General features: G+C 43.9%; 15 protein-coding genes, 1 tRNA gene, 1 other RNA gene and 1 pseudogene. 5 read left to right on the top strand and 13 right to left on the bottom strand.

Annotation, left to right across the window (positions count from 1 at the left end; all coding sequences use genetic code 11):
• Nucleotides 1-97 precede the first annotated feature (97 nt).
• A complete protein-coding gene (locus tag AB6D93_RS10840; RefSeq protein WP_102333416.1) occupies nt 98-1,480 on the bottom strand; it encodes a DEAD/DEAH box helicase in 1,383 nt (460 codons plus the stop codon).
• Nucleotides 1,474-2,019, bottom strand: coding sequence for a hypothetical protein (locus AB6D93_RS10835; RefSeq protein WP_102333417.1), 546 nt, complete (start codon nt 2,017-2,019; stop codon nt 1,474-1,476). Before AB6D93_RS10835 ends, AB6D93_RS10840 begins: the two co-directional genes overlap by 7 nt.
• Before the next feature lie 101 nt (nt 2,020-2,120).
• Here AB6D93_RS10835 and AB6D93_RS10830 point away from each other — a divergent pair, with 101 nt between their 5' ends.
• A complete protein-coding gene (locus AB6D93_RS10830) occupies nt 2,121-2,426 on the top strand; it encodes a helix-turn-helix domain-containing protein (RefSeq protein WP_102333418.1) in 306 nt (101 codons plus the stop codon).
• 22 nt (nt 2,427-2,448) lie between these two features.
• Here AB6D93_RS10830 and AB6D93_RS10825 read toward each other — a convergent pair.
• From AB6D93_RS10825 to AB6D93_RS10805, 5 genes and pseudogenes are all read right to left on the bottom strand, one after another.
• Nucleotides 2,449-3,498: pseudogene (locus AB6D93_RS10825) on the bottom strand (TniB family NTP-binding protein).
• Nucleotides 3,499-3,515: 17 nt separating this feature from the next.
• A complete protein-coding gene (locus tag AB6D93_RS10820) occupies nt 3,516-5,393 on the bottom strand; it encodes a Mu transposase C-terminal domain-containing protein (protein WP_102333419.1) in 1,878 nt (625 codons plus the stop codon).
• A 2-nt stretch (nt 5,394-5,395) separates the two neighbouring features.
• Nucleotides 5,396-6,019, bottom strand: coding sequence for a TnsA endonuclease N-terminal domain-containing protein (locus AB6D93_RS10815; RefSeq protein WP_102333420.1), 624 nt, complete (start codon nt 6,017-6,019; stop codon nt 5,396-5,398).
• 120 nt (nt 6,020-6,139) lie between these two features.
• Nucleotides 6,140-6,236: signal recognition particle sRNA small type (ffs, locus tag AB6D93_RS10810), an RNA gene on the bottom strand.
• A gap of 196 nt (nt 6,237-6,432) precedes the next feature.
• Complete coding sequence (locus tag AB6D93_RS10805; protein ID WP_017070265.1) at nt 6,433-7,176, bottom strand: hypothetical protein; 744 nt, start codon at nt 7,174-7,176, stop codon at nt 6,433-6,435.
• Between the two features lie 227 nt (nt 7,177-7,403).
• Here AB6D93_RS10805 and AB6D93_RS10800 point away from each other — a divergent pair, with 227 nt between their 5' ends.
• The gene (locus AB6D93_RS10800) at nt 7,404-7,706 is read left to right on the top strand and encodes an MGMT family protein (protein ID WP_102333421.1); all 303 of its coding nucleotides are present in this window, start codon (nt 7,404-7,406) and stop codon (nt 7,704-7,706) included.
• 59 nt (nt 7,707-7,765) lie between these two features.
• Here the strand turns inward: AB6D93_RS10800 and AB6D93_RS10795 are convergent, their stop codons facing one another.
• Nucleotides 7,766-8,206 carry a YbaY family lipoprotein gene (locus AB6D93_RS10795; RefSeq protein ID WP_017058951.1) on the bottom strand — a complete coding sequence of 147 codons (441 nt, stop codon included), beginning with the start codon at nt 8,204-8,206 and terminating at the stop codon, nt 7,766-7,768.
• Nucleotides 8,207-8,374: 168 nt separating this feature from the next.
• On the opposite strand from AB6D93_RS10795, the gene tesB reads away from it, so the two are divergent.
• On the top strand, nt 8,375-9,235 hold the full coding sequence (tesB, locus tag AB6D93_RS10790; RefSeq protein WP_102333425.1) for an acyl-CoA thioesterase II: 861 nt from the start codon (nt 8,375-8,377) through the stop codon (nt 9,233-9,235).
• Nucleotides 9,236-9,368: 133 nt separating this feature from the next.
• On the opposite strand, the gene AB6D93_RS10785 is transcribed toward tesB, so the two are convergent.
• Together AB6D93_RS10785 and AB6D93_RS10780 are read right to left on the bottom strand one after the other, a co-directional pair.
• Nucleotides 9,369-10,034, bottom strand: coding sequence for a hypothetical protein (locus AB6D93_RS10785; RefSeq protein ID WP_017070264.1), 666 nt, complete (start codon nt 10,032-10,034; stop codon nt 9,369-9,371).
• 89 nt (nt 10,035-10,123) lie between these two features.
• Nucleotides 10,124-10,597 (bottom strand): Lrp/AsnC family transcriptional regulator, encoded by a 474-nt coding sequence (locus AB6D93_RS10780; protein ID WP_017062025.1) that lies wholly within the window; start codon nt 10,595-10,597, stop codon nt 10,124-10,126.
• A 129-nt stretch (nt 10,598-10,726) separates the two neighbouring features.
• On the opposite strand from AB6D93_RS10780, the gene AB6D93_RS10775 reads away from it, so the two are divergent.
• A complete protein-coding gene (locus tag AB6D93_RS10775) occupies nt 10,727-11,794 on the top strand; it encodes a PLP-dependent cysteine synthase family protein (RefSeq protein WP_102333422.1) in 1,068 nt (355 codons plus the stop codon).
• Nucleotides 11,795-11,887: 93 nt separating this feature from the next.
• Here AB6D93_RS10775 and AB6D93_RS10770 read toward each other — a convergent pair whose 3' ends face one another.
• The 3 genes from AB6D93_RS10770 to AB6D93_RS10760 all read right to left on the bottom strand — a co-directional run bounded on the left by AB6D93_RS10770 (nt 11,888) and on the right by AB6D93_RS10760 (nt 16,539).
• Nucleotides 11,888-12,208, bottom strand: coding sequence for a DUF1244 domain-containing protein (locus AB6D93_RS10770; protein ID WP_004736423.1), 321 nt, complete (start codon nt 12,206-12,208; stop codon nt 11,888-11,890).
• A gap of 141 nt (nt 12,209-12,349) precedes the next feature.
• Complete coding sequence (vexH, locus tag AB6D93_RS10765; protein ID WP_102333423.1) at nt 12,350-15,463, bottom strand: vibriobactin export RND transporter permease subunit VexH; 3,114 nt, start codon at nt 15,461-15,463, stop codon at nt 12,350-12,352.
• A complete protein-coding gene (locus tag AB6D93_RS10760; RefSeq protein ID WP_050644646.1) occupies nt 15,463-16,539 on the bottom strand; it encodes an efflux RND transporter periplasmic adaptor subunit in 1,077 nt (358 codons plus the stop codon). The genes vexH and AB6D93_RS10760 overlap by 1 nt, the downstream gene beginning before the upstream one ends.
• Nucleotides 16,540-16,928: 389 nt before the next feature.
• On the opposite strand from AB6D93_RS10760, the gene AB6D93_RS10755 reads away from it, so the two are divergent.
• Nucleotides 16,929-17,013 (top strand) — tRNA-Tyr (locus AB6D93_RS10755).
• The last annotated feature ends 150 nt before the right edge of the window (nt 17,014-17,163 follow it).

Genomic DNA, 17,163 nt, shown 5'->3' with positions numbered 1-17,163 from the left:
TTGTCCAAGAATGAGTTACGATTTCAACAAGTCGGCTTGTACGATCTAGTCGTGACTAACAAGCCGATGTGTAAGATCTAATATGAGTTACTACAGTTTAAGTGAACGCTGCAATAACCCTCTGCTTAAATTGACCTAATCTCAGCTCATCCAAAGCTAAAGTGAGTCCTGCATTATTTGAATTCATCATATCTGAAGTTTCTCCCCAACTAAGTAAGCTTGGTTGGGGTCGATTAGATTGAACGCTTTCCGATACAGTGCTTGACTGCAGGCGTATTTCATCAACACCACTCGGTACGTTGTTATCTTGTTTAATGTACATGCAGCTATCAGGAATATCCTGCTCAATTCTTTCAGCAAACCCAATCAAACTTTCTTCGGCAAAGGTATACAACCAGGCTTCTTGATTGGGTGAATCATTAACTCTCAATATCCTTCCAAGGACTTGTCTAAAGTAAAGCTCCGTTTTTACCGAACTCATATGACAGCAAACCTGCAGCCTTGGAATATCCGTTCCTTCACTTATCATCCCAACACTGACTATCCACTGAACGCTTGAATGACGAAAAGATTCAATTTCATTTAACGGATTATCGTGATGATAAGTCACTATGCATGCTGATTGATTAAAGTGCTCAACAAGTCGCTTTTGAATGTCTTTAGCGTGCTTAATAGAAGAGGCGACCACCAAGCCTCCAGCACTTGGGGACTCTTGCCTTATCTGCTCTAACTTTTGGCAACCGCTATTTAGTATGTAATTCATAGCGTCTTCGTTGTGAATGACGCTTTGATAAGAGACATCGGATTGTTTAAGGCAATCAAGAATAGAAGCGAAGTGTTGATTGTCACTGCCAGCCTTAACGCTCAGGTGTTCATTATCGATTAAAACGATTTTAGGGCGGCGGCATACCTTATCTTCAACGGCCTGTTGCAAGCCGTATTGGTAATCGCAAACAACCTTGCCATCAGGATCAGAATACTCGGCCATGACAATAGGTAGTCGATCAGAACGCCAAGGAGTACCCGATAGCGCCAGAGTATAACGAGCAAAGCCTTGGATCTTCGAGACAATTTCTAGCCCCCATGAGTTTGACCGCCCCTCATCATCAAACGAACAATGGTGGATCTCATCAAATACGACTAAAACTCGATATTTGCTGACGGTGCTCCAAAAGTTTTCATCCAAAAAACGGATGGATTGGTAGGTGTAAGAGCCCCCAAGAGAACCCAAACCTCCATTAAAGGAACATTCGAGTTTCCATGAAAAGGTCTTTTGCATCCCTTCTGCAACAGTCAGAGAAGGTGAGAAGCACAGCACTAAGTCAATCATGCCTCTTTCAAATAACCGACTCGCCACCTCGGCGGCCATAACGGTTTTGCCAGCTCCAGGGGTCGCTTGGCAGAAAAAATGTGAATGCTTATTTGAAGTGAATTTCTCGATAGCTTGAGCTGCACACTCGGCTTGCCATGCTCTTAACATTGAGGAGCCTTGCTTTGCGCAACTTGCATCCAGTTGGTTAGTGCATTAATTCTGCCTAATAGCTTGGCTGAGCGTTCTCTTGCTGCATTAAATAGCGGCTGCATATCTTGCTTGTTGTTTGGGAAACGCGTTAACAACGATTGGTATTCCTCAATCTCGCCTAGAGTAATCGCCAACTCGCCTTCATGCTGTTTCTTCTCTTGCTCCAGTGCATTTAGAGAGCACTCTGGAGTCTGAACAGCTATTGAATCGACCTTAGCTTTCCTATTTCGAGCCGATCTAGGCTCAATTGTGAGCACTTTGAATTCGTTAGTTTGATGGTAGCGTTTGTCTCTACGAGCCCCAATAACAGAAAGCCAGCCTTTCTCCTCAAAAGATAGAAGTTGCTTATAAACATACTTCCGCGCGTCGTCCTTGCTCGGGAAAGCTGAAGTACCGTTTAACAAAGCATCCCTGGCTTCTGTGACGGAGAAATTATCCATCCTTTTTTCAATCAATAGGTTAAACATGTGAGGGTTAATTCTGGTTACTTTCTTCATGTGACTCTTACAGGCAATAAAAACTTAGGATTGCTAAGTATACAAAAATCAGTAAAACTTAGACAATCTAAGTTATCTAAAGGTTGAAAAGAAATGTGTAAGTGCAAAAAGACAACCCCATCCCTGCGAGGCTCAAAGCTGCGCGTAAAAAAGCCAAGATCACCCAAAAAGATTTAGGGGTGAAAATTGGTATGGAGCAGAGTTCTGCTAGCGGTCGTATGAATCATTACGAGAAAGGCAGGCATGTGCCTGATATTGGTACGCTTGAACGTATGGCTGAAGAGTTAGATGTGCCGCTGAATTACTTTTTCTGTAGGAGCGAATTGAGCGCTGAGTTAGCGTGCGCAATTGACAAGATGAGTGACGAAGAGAAGGCGGTGTTGCTGGAAAAACTAGCGTCTCAATGATTTGGTTATCAACATCGCAGTTTTATACTTTCAGGCTACTTGTACTTAACAACGTACTCAGCGGTAATGCATCTGTAAATCGGGGGGCGAGAATCCTATCCTCTGCTGTAATCGCTCTCATATTGTACGCTGAACCTTTATCTATTTGCTCTAACATCACCTGTTCTAATGAACATTCAAATGGGTTCTCCAAATAGGGGAATTTCAGTATAAATGTCCTAGATAGTACTTATTTGTTCAACGTACTTTTGTTCTCTTTAAAGCTCATTATCATGGCATCTTTCAAAAAGTGCTTGAGCCTTCGACACTCTCCACGACACATTGAAAACAAGGGATATAGAATTTCATTCTTAGTCAGTATTGGCGTTGGCTCGTAGCCCATTCTAGAGGCTAGTCCAGCCACAAATCTAGCAAAGTGTTTCTTTTGTTTAGCATCAATACTGTATTGAGTGTTGGTATTTTTCGCGTCACTTTCAACCTGAAGCAATTTAAAATAATTGATTTCTCTGCGCCAACTCAATCGAGAGTTCCACTGCGGCTCCTTCGCGATAACATCAGCATAAGGCATTCCAACCAATACAAAGGATACACCGGCTTCCTCACTGATATATTTAAATGTATTAGCGATGGTTTGTCTTTCATCCGCAGTCGAAAACTCCACAAGCTCTTGAATCTCATTAACAATAATGAGCTCGACAGATTTACGTTTTAACTGAGTTACCACTCCTTCAGCAAGTGCAATTTCATTTCTCTTTCGTACTGAACGTCCTCCTGATTTTGAGTCCAGATCAACGAGAAATTGAGTCAGAGTATTTTGTTCATTTACTCGACTAGGAATTCGGGTACTTAGGACTGTTTGCTTGGACCAACTCGTTCCTGTATTGAAACGTGAAAGGTAGTTATTGATCAAAGCGGTTTTTCCACTTCCCGATTCGCCTGTTAATAGGAATGACTCAGGTTCACCGCCTAGTAATTGATTAAAGCGAAGTTGGTCAAATATCGAATAGATCTCCGTAATTTCGGGGTACTCAATAAAACAATTATCGTAGGCTTTCAATTGTTCACACTGCATGGAAGTAAAATTCACGATTAGTAGCCCTCTATCTCTTCAAGATCATCATCGTCCAATGATAGTTGAGTACTAACAACGTTTAATGCTGAATTACTGCTTTCATTTTTTCTAACGATTGAGCCAGGTCCTTCCGTGCCAACATCTCTGTATTTTGCAATCTTAGAAGTGTTCCCTGTTTTAGGTTGGGTGAGCTTTTTGTTTTTAGAACTACGCATTCTCTCAGCTTCCCCTTCAATAAGAGCTTCCATATAGAGATAGGTATCGGCTAAAGACTCTTCATTGACGAGGCTTCGGGTATTCAACCTGCGCACTCTTTGAATTCGCTCATGTTCGAACAACGAAAGCCCATTGGTATACCCACTGTTATCAACCGCTGGGACTTTTATGTATTTCTTTTCTGATTCAAGAAAAACGTAGATAGCGCTTATGTCCGACGGATCGGTTTTTGTCCTGACGAAGAGTTTCCCTTGTGAATTAACCGAATTGTATTTTCGATACTCTATGAGCTCATCCGATTGATAGCATAAATTGTGCAACCTTATCCCAGCGATCCCTATCGTCCGGTGCCTTAACAACCCCAACTCAATACGTAACTCGGCCGCAGCTTGTCCTTGGTAGAAATTTGGAAGCCATTTCGATTCATTCCACTTATGATAAGGAACATTCCTTTCTCGACTATCAGAGTCCATGTGATAGCGGTCGATAACCCATTTATGTATTAACTCCATAAATACAGAAACTCTAACGGCAGACTCTTTTTTAGGATCGTAATCTTTAAGCTGAGTGGGATTTGTGAATGTTTTTCCAGGCAGAGCGTTAACCAACCCCTTGTTTAGTTGATCAAATAACTTTTCTATACCGGTCTTTCTCCACGGTTTGGCAGCTTGGCTGTATTGAATATCCGACACCAAAGGTCTCAAAGAGTCCTCTAGGCTATCACTCCAAAACTCGGCACCATTATCAACGACCAGATAGTCTATTTTTCCATGACATGGCCAATCATTTGTTATTGAGGGATATTTTTCGCTTACCCAGCGCTTGTCTAGCAAAGTACTTAATAGTGCTTTTCTGACGGAATCAAAACTAGGCTCTCTAAAGTTAACGCTGAAGCCGACGATGCACTTACTAAACCTGTCATAGAGCATGGTTAGATATGGGCGACCTAATGGAATATCCAATTCATCATCAATCAGTATGACAGGGACTGGAGTATGGTCAATTTCAACGTACTCCATCGGTTTCGTCGCCTCTATTTGCTGGCCTACAGAACGAAACTCTCTATCTGCATATCGCTTTCCATACCTTTCCACTGCAACATCATAGGGTGGTAAACTATTCACTCTGTCATAAAATGCTCTTTGGCTAATTCGCTTGATTTTGCCTTCGACTATTTCTTGATTGGCTTTAATTACTCGGCTTTTGTAATAGCGGTAAGCCTCTGCAACGCTTAAACGCTCTTTAGTCAGGTATTTTTTTTCAATCGCTTCATCAATGAGCGACTGTGAATCTGTATGAACGGTTCTATTTCCTTTTTGGGCGTGTTTAGGAATGAGCGAAAGAACGGCTCTCCCTGATTCAAAATACATTTTCTTCCAGCCGGCAAGAACTCGCCAACTCGGTGGAGATAGCCCTAGCTCTTGTTCAACCTGATTTAAAATCGGTACAAGATTTTTTTCTGTCCACCCACCTTTTAGACGTTTTTCAGTAAATTGAATGACTTTAAGACGTCGTAATACTTCTTGTTGAGTTTTTACAGGATAGGTATCAATGGAAGGGAGATACGATTTATCTTCTTCAAATAAATCACTCGGTATTTGGGTTACTAATTCCGCTTCGTTGGCAGAAGCTTCCATTTCATCAATGAAACCAAAAACGTCATCAAAATCTGACGTCATACCTAACACCAAACGTAGCTATTCAAACCAAAATCAGAGCTTCTAATATCAGTATTAACTCTCCCTGACGATAGCCAACAGAGTGTTGATATCAGAGTTTCATGCTCAGACAGTCCTAAGTGGTCGGAGATTTCGCGTAATTGTACTTTCTGTCTACGTTGTATAAATCCGAGAACAGACTTTTGCGCTTTAGTGATGGTATGCAAACCAGAGTAACGATGTAACAGCTTTAAGTTACTAAATATTGGGTCAATACGAATTTGTTTCTCTGTCACTAAAACAAGGCGTTTTCCTTGTTCTTCTAGTGCTACTCGCTGTTTTTCAGCAAATCGGAGCCTGAAGTCTGGTTTTAAAATCTGGCTTGAGTGCTTAATCTCAATAAGAGTAGATTGGTCGTTATGATTATCGGCTAAAAAATCTGGCGTATAACGACACTTGCGACCATTAAAGTAGTAATAAAAACCGTGTGGTTGAGATATGTACCCTTTAACATCAGGGTTATATTCGAGATGGAAACAAAAATCGAACTCTAAAACAGAGAGAGTGCGAACAACAGCATCATTTTTCAAGCTCATGAACTTGCAGATGTTGTGAACGTGAGAGGATTTTTTGGTTTGGTCAAACATAGTGCGCATCACTTTTGTTGTAAACCTACAACAAAAAATAGACTATGCTGACTTATAGTGCAAATTTGCTAACTTCTTTGCAATTTATGCTAAGTTAGTTTGCAAACATCATAAGGGGTGGGAACCCAGCCACATCCCGGCACACAAGTCACTCGCTGCGGCTGCTCCCTTCCAGGCCTGACCGAGTTCACGAGCTATTGTTGCGGGAGGACCAGGCCCCCATAGATTCGTTTTCTAAGAGGCTTGCCTCAAAGAGTGATGGGATTATTAAGCATCACAGCAACCATTGCAAGCCCTTCCACCCTATTTTTGAACAATTGCGGTCTAAGTGCTTATCCTTTATTCAAACCACTAGAAAATCGCAGGTAAATTCACCATTTACCTGCATTTGGAAGGTTTGGATTGCTGGAGTACTAGATATCGATATCTTCGTTATCTTCTGTGCGAATGATGTAGTCTGTCATCCACGCGGTGCCTAATAGACACAACCATACTACAAAAACTGGACTAGGTACTTCGATACTTGGGGTAATCACCAAAGCCGCAAAACCAACCGTTGGCAGTGTCCAACATAATAGTTTATTCCAGCGGAAGGTTTTCAAGCGCGTCAGCGTTTCCATCGATGCCATGATGCCCGTTACACACAAGGCAACCAAAGCGGCATAAGGTAAATCGGCTATCCATAATGGAAGTATTAAGCCTAATGACCACCAGCTGTGTCGGCTAGCAGGCTTAAGATGATTTGCCGCCCACCAAATCACGATGATTGATAAGGTTTGAAGTGTGGTAACCCACGGGACGCCTTCAAGCTTGCCTGCTGATTGTGTCACCATGATCCCGACCTGCAAAGTAGTCACAATCAAGCCGGAAATAATCACGACCGACAAACTACTGCGTCTTGAAAAGACCACCATCAATAGCGGGAACAGTACCCACGCACTGACAGACAGCGTGATAGGCTGCAAAGGAAGGGTTAGACCATAAGTGGTCATGGCAGCAAGCAAAGCTAATCCTGCTATGCCTCCCTGCGGTAAAATCCATAAGGCAGGAATGACCATTGCAAGCACCGGGATATCTCCCTCACTTAAACTGATTGCTCTCGCGCAAACAACCGCTAATAATGTGGTGATCAAGAACTGAAACGTTGTAAATACCATAGCCCTCTCCTTCTACCGATCCGTGGTACCATACCAATCGTAGTAATTAACTGGTCACCCTAGCTTGTTAAAAAACTCGATAACCTCGTTAGATTTTTTGATTGGAGAATAACTACTTATCAAAGCTTCTTATCAAAAAGAGCTGCCTTGCTCTCAAGCTTTTTCCCTGCGCTATTTTTGAACACTTACTTACTGTGATTGGTATTTATGAACTAGGAACATTTAGTATGGACCAATTTTTGAGCCAAATCTTTGCTGTGATTCACCAAATTCCATATGGAAAAGTAACAACTTATGGAGACATAGCACGTTTTTCAGGATTTCCGGGCTATGCGCGCCATGTTGGTAAAGCGCTGGGTAACCTGCCAGAAGGTAGCAAACTGCCTTGGTATCGAGTGATAAACAGCAAGGGAGAGATCTCTTTAAAGGACGATTCATTCGACCGACAAAAGCGGCATTTGGTTAAAGAAGGGGTTGAAGTGAGTGATGCCGGAAAGATCAAACTAAGAATATATAAATGGCAGCCCTAGAGCTGCCATTTATCGAAAGACGTTAATCAAGATGCCTTAACAGTGGCATCGATTTCTGATTAACGAACACCAACCAAACGTAGGTCTGCTTGCTGTGTATTTTCTACATCAGTAATTACTGACTTAATCGTGTCCGTTATGAAACGCAGTTTACCGTCAACATGAATCGATGCGCGCATGTTGTAACGGTGGTTAGCTTTAATTTTGTCGTTGTCGTAGCTCAGCTCGAATGCGAACGGTACTTGCTTACCGTCTGTGGTGAACTCTTGAGTTGCGATAACCGTCGATGGTGCATCAGCCAGTGAGATATCTTCTAGCGTAACGGTAACCACTGCATTCTCTGGCAATGCAATTCTTTCACGGTAGCTTACTGTTCCTGAAATCACTTGAGTGTTCTCTGCAACCACTTCTTGAGAAGCGCTCGTTTCTGATGTTGCTTGGCAACCAACAAGTAGGCCAAACGATACTAAAGACGTAATAAGAATTAGAGCCTTTTTCATATTCAATTTCTCTCAACATGTTTGCCGGACTCGGCAAATCTACTCACCAATTATAAGAGAGCTTTCATATTCTGTCTTGAAACCCTATGATTTATTGACAGATATCTGACTAAGCTAAATGATTAACACCATAATCTGACACCCATTTTACGAAGAGGAATGCTGGCGATGAGTCAACCTTTACAAGAATTACTAAGTTTACTTCAGCTAGAAAAACTGGAAGAAGGTTTATTCCGTGGGCAAAGTGAGAACCTAGGCCTACCACAGGTATACGGCGGTCAGGTATTGGGACAAGCGCTTTCTGCTGCTCGTTATACCGTTCAAGACGACCGTAGTGTTCACTCGTTCCACAGTTATTTTCTGTTTCCCGGCGATCCTGAAAAGCCAATCATTTACGATGTTGAGAACCTACGAGATGGACGCAGCTTCAGCACACGCCGTGTAAAAGCGATTCAAAATGGCCGCCCTATTTTCTATCTCACTGCTTCTTATCATGGCGATGCGCCAGGGTTTGAGCACCAGATTTCAATGCCTGATATTCCTGGGCCAGAGAACTTTGCATCTGAAACCGAGTTAGCGAGTCACATTGCGGAGTTCCTACCAGAGAAACTGCGCAAAACCTTCTGTGGCGAAAAGCCGATTGAAATGCGCCCTGTGACGGTCGTGAATCCGCTCAATCCTAAGAAGGCGGAAGCGAAGCAGTACCTTTGGGTAAGAGCAAATGGCGCAATGCCAGACAACCACTTGATCCACCAATACCTGCTTGCCTACGCATCGGATTGGGGATTCTTAGTGACGGCGCTTCACCCACATGAAGTCTCTATCATGACGCCAAATTTTCAAGTGGCGACGATTGACCACTCAATCTGGTTCCACCGCCCATTCAAAATGGACGAATGGCTGCTTTATGCGATTGAAAGCCCAACGGCAGCGAACACTCGCGGCCTAGTGCGCGGCGAGATCTTCAACCAGAAAGGTGAGCTGGTAGCGACAGCAGTACAAGAAGGTGTGATGCGTTTTACTAAATAGCACTCAAATAAATAGCGGATAAACGCTTCTTACAAGCCCCAAATACGCACAAACAAAAAGAGGCTAGGTTTAATACCTAGCCTCTTTCTTTAATGACGCTTAAGAAAACTCGTCACGCAAAAATCAATAAAACCTACTCAACTTCTAACGTTGGCTCAAACTCGCCTTGAACTCGCGTTTTAATGCCATCACCTGCGTCTCGTAGAAGGTTAAATGGCGATAACACTACGCCTTTCACCGCGCCCTCAGCGGCTCCCTGAGCGAGTTCCTTACTCTTATCAGCTAACAAATTAGCTTGTGCCAAAATACCTGGGACTTCCGCTCGTAGCATTTCAGATTCCGTGACGATGACAGGAATAGTCTGTTCGCGGTAAGACTTACTTTCAGCGAGCATTGGTGGCATTACGTCTACGCGGTATCTCTTTAATTCAGTTAATGTTGGTGGAATAACATCGGTTCTTACCTGCTCGACTTCCGTTCGAACATTTTTCACTTCATCTAATATCGCAGGGATTTTGTTGTCGACCGAGGCTACGGTTTGATTCACATCATCGATCGTCTTTCTAACTTCTTCGACAGTGTTTAACACCTGAGGAGCAAGATCGCTGACATGTTCTGCAAGCGCTAATAGCTCTTCTACTTTGAGCCCTTTGGTGAGGCCCGATATGTCTTCGATAACTTGCGGGTAAGTATCAACGATTTCACCGACTTTATTAGTCAATGAGTAGATGGTGTAACCCAAGTAAAAAATGGCGACCGCCAGTACCAGCTGGATAGCGGTAGATACTTTTGCAAACATTAATAATCCTTTTCTTTATCGCAGAGACGAGATCTAAACTGAGAAGATAGTTAAACTAAAGCGATAGTTAATCTATTACTAGGCGCAGCTTAAAGCGGCAATGCTGTCGTGTACTTCAATGGTTCCATCGCAAACGTCGAGGTCACATTAGAGATACCATCAATGCTATTCACCAAGCGCTTATAGAAGTCATCAAAGCACTTCATGTCTTTAACCTGAACCTTCATCATATAATCATATTCGCCAGCCATGCGATAGAACTCCATCACTTCTGGAAATTCCGACACAGTATTCACAAAACGACCATACCACTCATGAGAATGATCACTGGTTTTCACCAATACGAACGCAGTAAAGGAAAGATCCAGTTTTTCCGGGTTCAATAACGCGACCCTTTTCTCAATAATACCGTTCTCTTCGAGGCGCTTAAGCCTTTTCCAACAAGGCGTTGTAGTGAGATTGACCGCTTCAGAAATATCGTTCAATGACAGGGTGCTGTCTTCTTGCAGTAACCCTAATATTTTTTTATCTACGGCATCTATCACACTTTCACCAAATCGCATTTAAAGAGAATAATTTTCTACAATTTAAGCAAAACAAAGCAAATATGGCAAAGTTTTTCTCTCCGATTATAGATAAATTAGAACCATACCAATTACAAAGAATTCCTACACTCGATCAGGAGAACGTTTATGTGCACTGACCATCAATGGATTAACAACGCGATTCGTAAAATTGAAGCGGACTACCAACGCTCAGCGGATACGCACCTTATCAAGCTCGATCTACCAAGTATCGAAGGCATTGATGTTTACCTTAAAGATGAAAGTACACACCCTACAGGCTCTTTAAAGCACCGTTTAGCGCGTTCTCTATTCTTATACGCTATCTGTAACGGTTGGGTTGGCCCAGAAACAACAATTATTGAATCTTCATCGGGCAGTACTGCGGTATCTGAAGCGTACTTTGCTCGTCTACTTGGCCTTCCATTTATCGCGGTAATGCCAAAATGCACAGCGAAGAAAAAGATCGAGCAAATTGAATTCTACGGCGGCCAAGCGCATCTTGTGGACCGCTCAGATGAAATTTACGATGAGTCTCGCCGTTTAGCAGAAGAATTGAATGGTCACTACATGGATCAATTTACTTACGCTGAGCGCGCAACCGACTGGCGTGGTAACAACAACATCGCGAACTCGATTTTCAATCAAATGCAGATGGAAGATCACCCAGTTCCGGCTTGGGTAGTAATGAGCCCAGGTACTGGCGGTACTTCAGCGACGATTGGCCGTTTCATTCGCTACCAACAACATGAAACTAAGCTTTGTGTTGTGGACCCTGAGAACTCTGTATTCCACGAATACTTCCAAACAGGCAATGCGAACGTGAAATGTAGTACATTCAGCAAGATTGAAGGCATTGGTCGCCCACGAGCAGAACCAAGCTTCATTCCTGGTGTGGTTGACGAAATGCGTAAAATCCCAGACGCAGCAAGTATCGCAACGACACATTGGTTATCTGACATTCTTGGTCGCAAGGTCGGCGCATCAACCGGGACTAACATGTACGGTGTGCTTCAATTAGCCAGTGAAATGAAAGCACGTGGAGAAAAAGGTTCTATCGTGACTTTACTGTGTGACAGTGGTGAGCGTTACCTAGACACTTACTTCAATGACGAGTGGGTAAATCTGAATATCGGAGACCTACAACCTTATGCAGCGAAGCTAGAAGCTTTCTCTCAAACGAGTGAGTTGGCTTAAGTTCATATAAGCCGGTAGTTAGAAATAAAAAAGAGCCCTTGATGGGCCCTTTTTGTTTATTCATTCTATTAATCAGCCACTAACGAGAACAAATTACTCTGGCTTCTGCTTCGCTTCAAATGCCGCAAGTTGTTCAGGCGTCGCTTTTGGTTGATGGTTTTGTTTCCACTCATCGTAAGTCATGCCGTATACACGCTCACGAGCGTCATCGATATCCAAGTCTAAGCCTTGTTGCTCTGCTTCCGCTTTGTACCATTTACTGAAACAGTTTCGGCAGAAGCCAGCCAAGATCATCAGATCGATGTTCTGCACATCTTTATTGTTATCTAGGTGTGCTAGCAGGCGACGAAAGGTTGCTGCATCCAGCTTATCTTGTTCTTCTTGAGAAAGATCTTTGTATTTAAATTCAGCCACTTTACTTTCCTTTATTCGATCTATTGTATTAATTCGTTGAGCTCTGTTTGTTATACAAAAAAAGCCTGCAATTCGCTAGGAGCAAACGCAGGCTTTTCAATATTGTTACACTATTCCGTGTTCATTAATCGTGCGTGTTCATTAACCGTGACTGGTTCTTCCCACGTTGTCATGGCTAAGCTCTTTATTAAGTTCCGCTTCCACGTGACCCGGAGAGCGTGTTGATCCTGAAATCAGTCGGTACATCGCAGGAATTACGAACAGAGTAACCAATGTCGCGAAGCCCATACCGAAGAAGATAACCGTACCCACAGCCACTCGGCTTTCATAGCCTGCGCCCGTTGAAGTAATCAATGGAATTGCACCAGCCAGCGTCGTGAATGCCGTCATCATGATTGGACGTAAGCGTCGAGCAGAAGCATCAATGATCGCCTTTTCAAACTCAATGCCACGGTCACGAAGTTGGTTAGCAAACTCTACGATCAAGATACCGTTTTTGGTCACCATACCGATCAACATGATCATACCAATCTGGCTGTAGACATTGAGCCCTTGATTCATCAACACCAAACCTAAGAAGCCACCAAAGATACCCATAGGTACAGTGAACATCACCACCAGCGGGTTAATGAAGCTTTCAAACTGCGCGGCCAGTACCAAGTACGCGACCAGCATCGCTAGCGCAAATACCACTAAGATACTTGATTGGTTCTCTTTAAAGTCTTTTGACTCGCCAGAGTAACTCACTGAAATATCGCCCGGTAGCTGTTCAATCGCTTGTTCATCAAGGAAATCGAGCGCGTCACCCAGCGTGTAACCTTCCATTAGGTTCGCTTTAATGGTCACCGATTTCTGCTTGTTGTAGTGCGACAAACGAATCGATGAAGCCACTTCTTCAATGTGCGTCAGCGTATCAAGTGTAACCAGCTCACCAGACTGAGTTCGCATGTAGATTTGGCTTAGATCGTTCGCGTTGTTGAAGCTGTTTTCATCACCACGCAGATACACGTCGTACTCTTCACCACGGTCAACGAAGGTCGTTTCACTGCGGCCGCCAAGCATGATTTCTAACGTATCTGAAATGTCTGAAACGCTAACACCTAGCTCTGCTGCACGCTGCTTATCTACGGTTACCAATAGCTCTGGTGTTTTCTCAGAGTAATCGATGTCCGCGCCTTCCATCATTGGAGAATCTTCAGCCGCTTGCTTTAAGAGCTCTGCCCACTTCTGAAGTTCAGAGTAATCAGAACCGCCAAGTACGAATTGAACAGGCTCACTTGAACCACCTTTGAAGCCCGGCATGAACGGGAATACACGCACATCTGGAATGCCGTTCAACGATTTACGAACTTCGTTCAACGCTTCTTGTGCGGTAACGTCACGCTCATCCCAGTCTTCTAGGATCATGATTACGAAGCCCGTTTGGTCACCCGCATTACCACCAAACGCTGGTGATTGAATACTGAATGACTTCAAGAAGCCCTGACCAAGCAATGGCATTAAGCGTTCTTCAACGATGTCCATGTTGGCAGACATACGGTTGTAACTGGTTGCATCGGCACCACGAACAAACGCAAATATAACACCACGGTCTTCTTGTGGCGTCAGTTGCGACGGCACTTGTTGCATCAAGCCATAACTACCGCCCATACACGCGATAATGATGATTGGAGCGGCCCAACGCCAGTTAAGAGCACGGCGCAATACCGCGCGGTATCCAGACTCAAGCTTGCCAAATACGCGCTCGACAAACAAATTGAAACGGTTTGGTTTAACGTTCGCTTTAAGGATCTTACTGCCTAGCACTGGCGTTAGCGTTAATGCGACTAGCGACGAGAAGATCACCGACATCGCAAGCAATACAGAAAACTCGGTAAACAATAGGCCAACCATGCCGTCCATGAACGAGATTGGTAGGAATACCATTACCAATACAAGCGTTGTTGCGATTACCGCGAAGCCTACTTCACGAGTACCTTTATAGGCCGCAAGCAGCGGTGACTCACCACGTTCAATATGGTGGAAAATGTTCTCAACCACCACGATCGCATCATCTACCACCAAACCAATCGACAGGATAAGTGCCATCAAGGTAATCAGGTTGATAGAGAAACCGAAGTAGTACGCGGCAATAAACGACGAGATCAGAGATACAGGTACGGTTACCGCTGGAATAAGTGTTGCACGTGCTTGACCAATAAAGATATAAAGCACAAGGATAACCAAGCCGCCCGTGATAAAGAGCGTGCTGTAAACCTCAGAGATTGAACGGTCGATAAAGACAGTTGAGTCATAGTCGACAGCTAAACGAGTACCGTCTGGCAAGAACTTTTGAATTGCTTCGACTTCTTTATGGACTAAGTCAGCCACCTCAAGTGGGTTCGCATCTGACTGAGGCACGATACCCATACTTACGTTAACAACGCCGTCACTCTTAAAGGTCGAGTTCTCGTTTTCTGCGCCAATGTAAACATCCGCTACGTCTTTCAAGTAGATAGGTGTGTTATCAGAGGCACGTTTAACGACTAGGTATTCGAAATCTTCAGCTTCAGTGTAAGAACGAGCAGTACGAACCGACATCACAATCGCATCGTTACGTACTTCACCACCTGGGCTTTCAATGTTCTCACTGTTTAACGCAGAAGTGATGTCCGAGGTAGTAACGCCACGACCCGCCATCTGCGCAGGTTTCAGCTTCACGTACATTACTTTGTACAAGCCACCTGAGATATCCACCGAGCTCACGCCAGAAATCAAACTAAAGCGGTCAATCAACACACGTTCGGTGTAGTCGGTTAACTGCGTTCGGTCCATCTCCGTCGAACTTAAGTTGATGTAGACCGAAGCTTCACCACTACCATTGTTCTTATAAACAATTGGGTCGTCGGCTTCATCGGGCAATGAACGCTGCGCACGAGCTACAGCATCACGAACATCACTCACACCGGTATTGAGGTCGTAACCAAGCTCAAAAGTAATCGTGATACGCGACATACCGTTACGCGTTGTGGATTCGATCTCATCGATACCACTGATGCCGGATAACTGGTCTTCAAGGTTGGAGGTTATTTGGCTTTCAATGATGGTGGCAGACGCACCCTCATAACGAGTACTGATCGATACTACCGGGCTTTCAATATCTGGCATCTCACGAACCGCGAGCTTATTGAAAGAGACAATACCAAACACAACCAATAGTAGGCTCAATACGACGGCCGCTACTGGTCTCTTTACAGAAACATCAGATAACAACATTAGTTAGCGCCTTCTTGTGCTTTTTTATCACTTGCTGCATCAGCTGGGCGATTAACGGCAAGCTCTTGAACCAAGACGCCGTCACGCATGTTCACGATACCTTGCACCACGATCTTCTGGCCAATTTCGATGCCTTTGTCGATCACGACTTCGTTATCGATACGTGCCCCAAGGAAAACTTCTGTACGAGTTGCTTTATTATCTTCGTCGATAACATAAACGAAACGCTTCGTACCTGAATACTCAAGCGCTTGAACTGGAATGATTGGCGCTTCCACTGGTGGGAAGTCCATATCCGCCGCCACTAACATACCTGGCTTTAGATAATCATTATTGTTGTCGAAGTGGATTCGAACTCGAAGGTTCAAGGTTTCAGCGTTAATACGAGAATCAATGCCTACTACAGTACCAGTGAACTGAGTGTCGCCCCATGCGCTAGTGCGAGCCGTTACTTTCATACCTTTAGACAGTTTAGAAAGGTAGCGCTCCGGGATCTGCAGATCTAATTGCATTACCGATAGGTCATCTAAGGTCACGAGTTCGGTACCTGCAGTCACCATTTTACCGCGGCTAAAGTCGATAAAACCAACAGTGCCCGAGAATGGCGCGCTGATGTGAAGATCTTTCAGATTGGCATTTGCAGCAGCTAAACGAGCGTTGGCGATCTCTACGTTCGTTTTCTGAGCGTCAATTTCAGTTTGCGTGATCGCGTTACGTTTCACTAGGCGTTGAAATTCCGCTAGCTTACGTTGCTCGTCTTTTAGATAAGCTTGAGCCTCTGCAACCGCCGCTTTCGCTTTGTCGTCATCAAGCTGAACCAACATCTGCCCTTTAGTGACATCTTGATTGGCTTTAATGTTGATAGAGTCCACTCTGCCAGCCACTTCAGAAGTGATCATTACCGATTGCTCGGCTTCTAACTTACCGACCAACGAAAGAGATTGGCTAACTTGGTGAATATCAACCTGCTCAGTAACAACAGTGACAGTGCTAGGGCCCATACGTTTAGCAAGTACGGCTGGAGACGCCATAAGAATAGACAAGCTAAGCAGGGTTAAAACAGATTTATGCTTCATAATAATGGTCTGCAAGTAAGGTTTAATATCTATAAATGAAATTAACCGTATTCTATCAACTGATGAATGCTGTAACGTCAAGAAGTGTAAATCTAGATTAAATTCCATTTACGTTTCATCATGTTTTAGACACATTGAACGCAATACAGAAAGCCAGTCACCTCAAGGTGTTACCTATCAGTACGTAAACCTTAGTATAGATGTTCACTTCACGAGCAATATGCGTACTTTTCGCCATCTTTGCCCAAAAAGGCAGCATTTAACACAAAACCATAAGAAAAACCCTTTACAGGTTTAGCGTGTTTGCTATGATGCGCTCCGCACTTGAGAGATGCGTTGGGAAAAACATCTCTTTAGCCTATCCATTATGCGTTAGGAAAAAACACCCTGGAGGGGTTCCCGAGTGGCCAAAGGGAGCAGACTGTAAATCTGCCGGCACTGCCTTCGATGGTTCGAATCCGTCTCCCTCCACCATATTCTTCTTACCTCTTTCGAGAGTTAAGAGAACAACCTGATTGATGGGCTTATGGGAAAACATCAATTTAGGCTTACTTTGTGAAGAGTAAGACACACCCTGGAGGGGTTCCCGAGTGGCCAAAGGGAGCAGACTGTAAATCTGCCGGC

The organism is Vibrio sp. 10N.247.310.23, from assembly GCF_041467155.1.
Taxonomy (GTDB): domain Bacteria; phylum Pseudomonadota; class Gammaproteobacteria; order Enterobacterales; family Vibrionaceae; genus Vibrio; species Vibrio crassostreae_C.
This window is presented reverse-complemented; position numbering and strand designations above follow the sequence as displayed.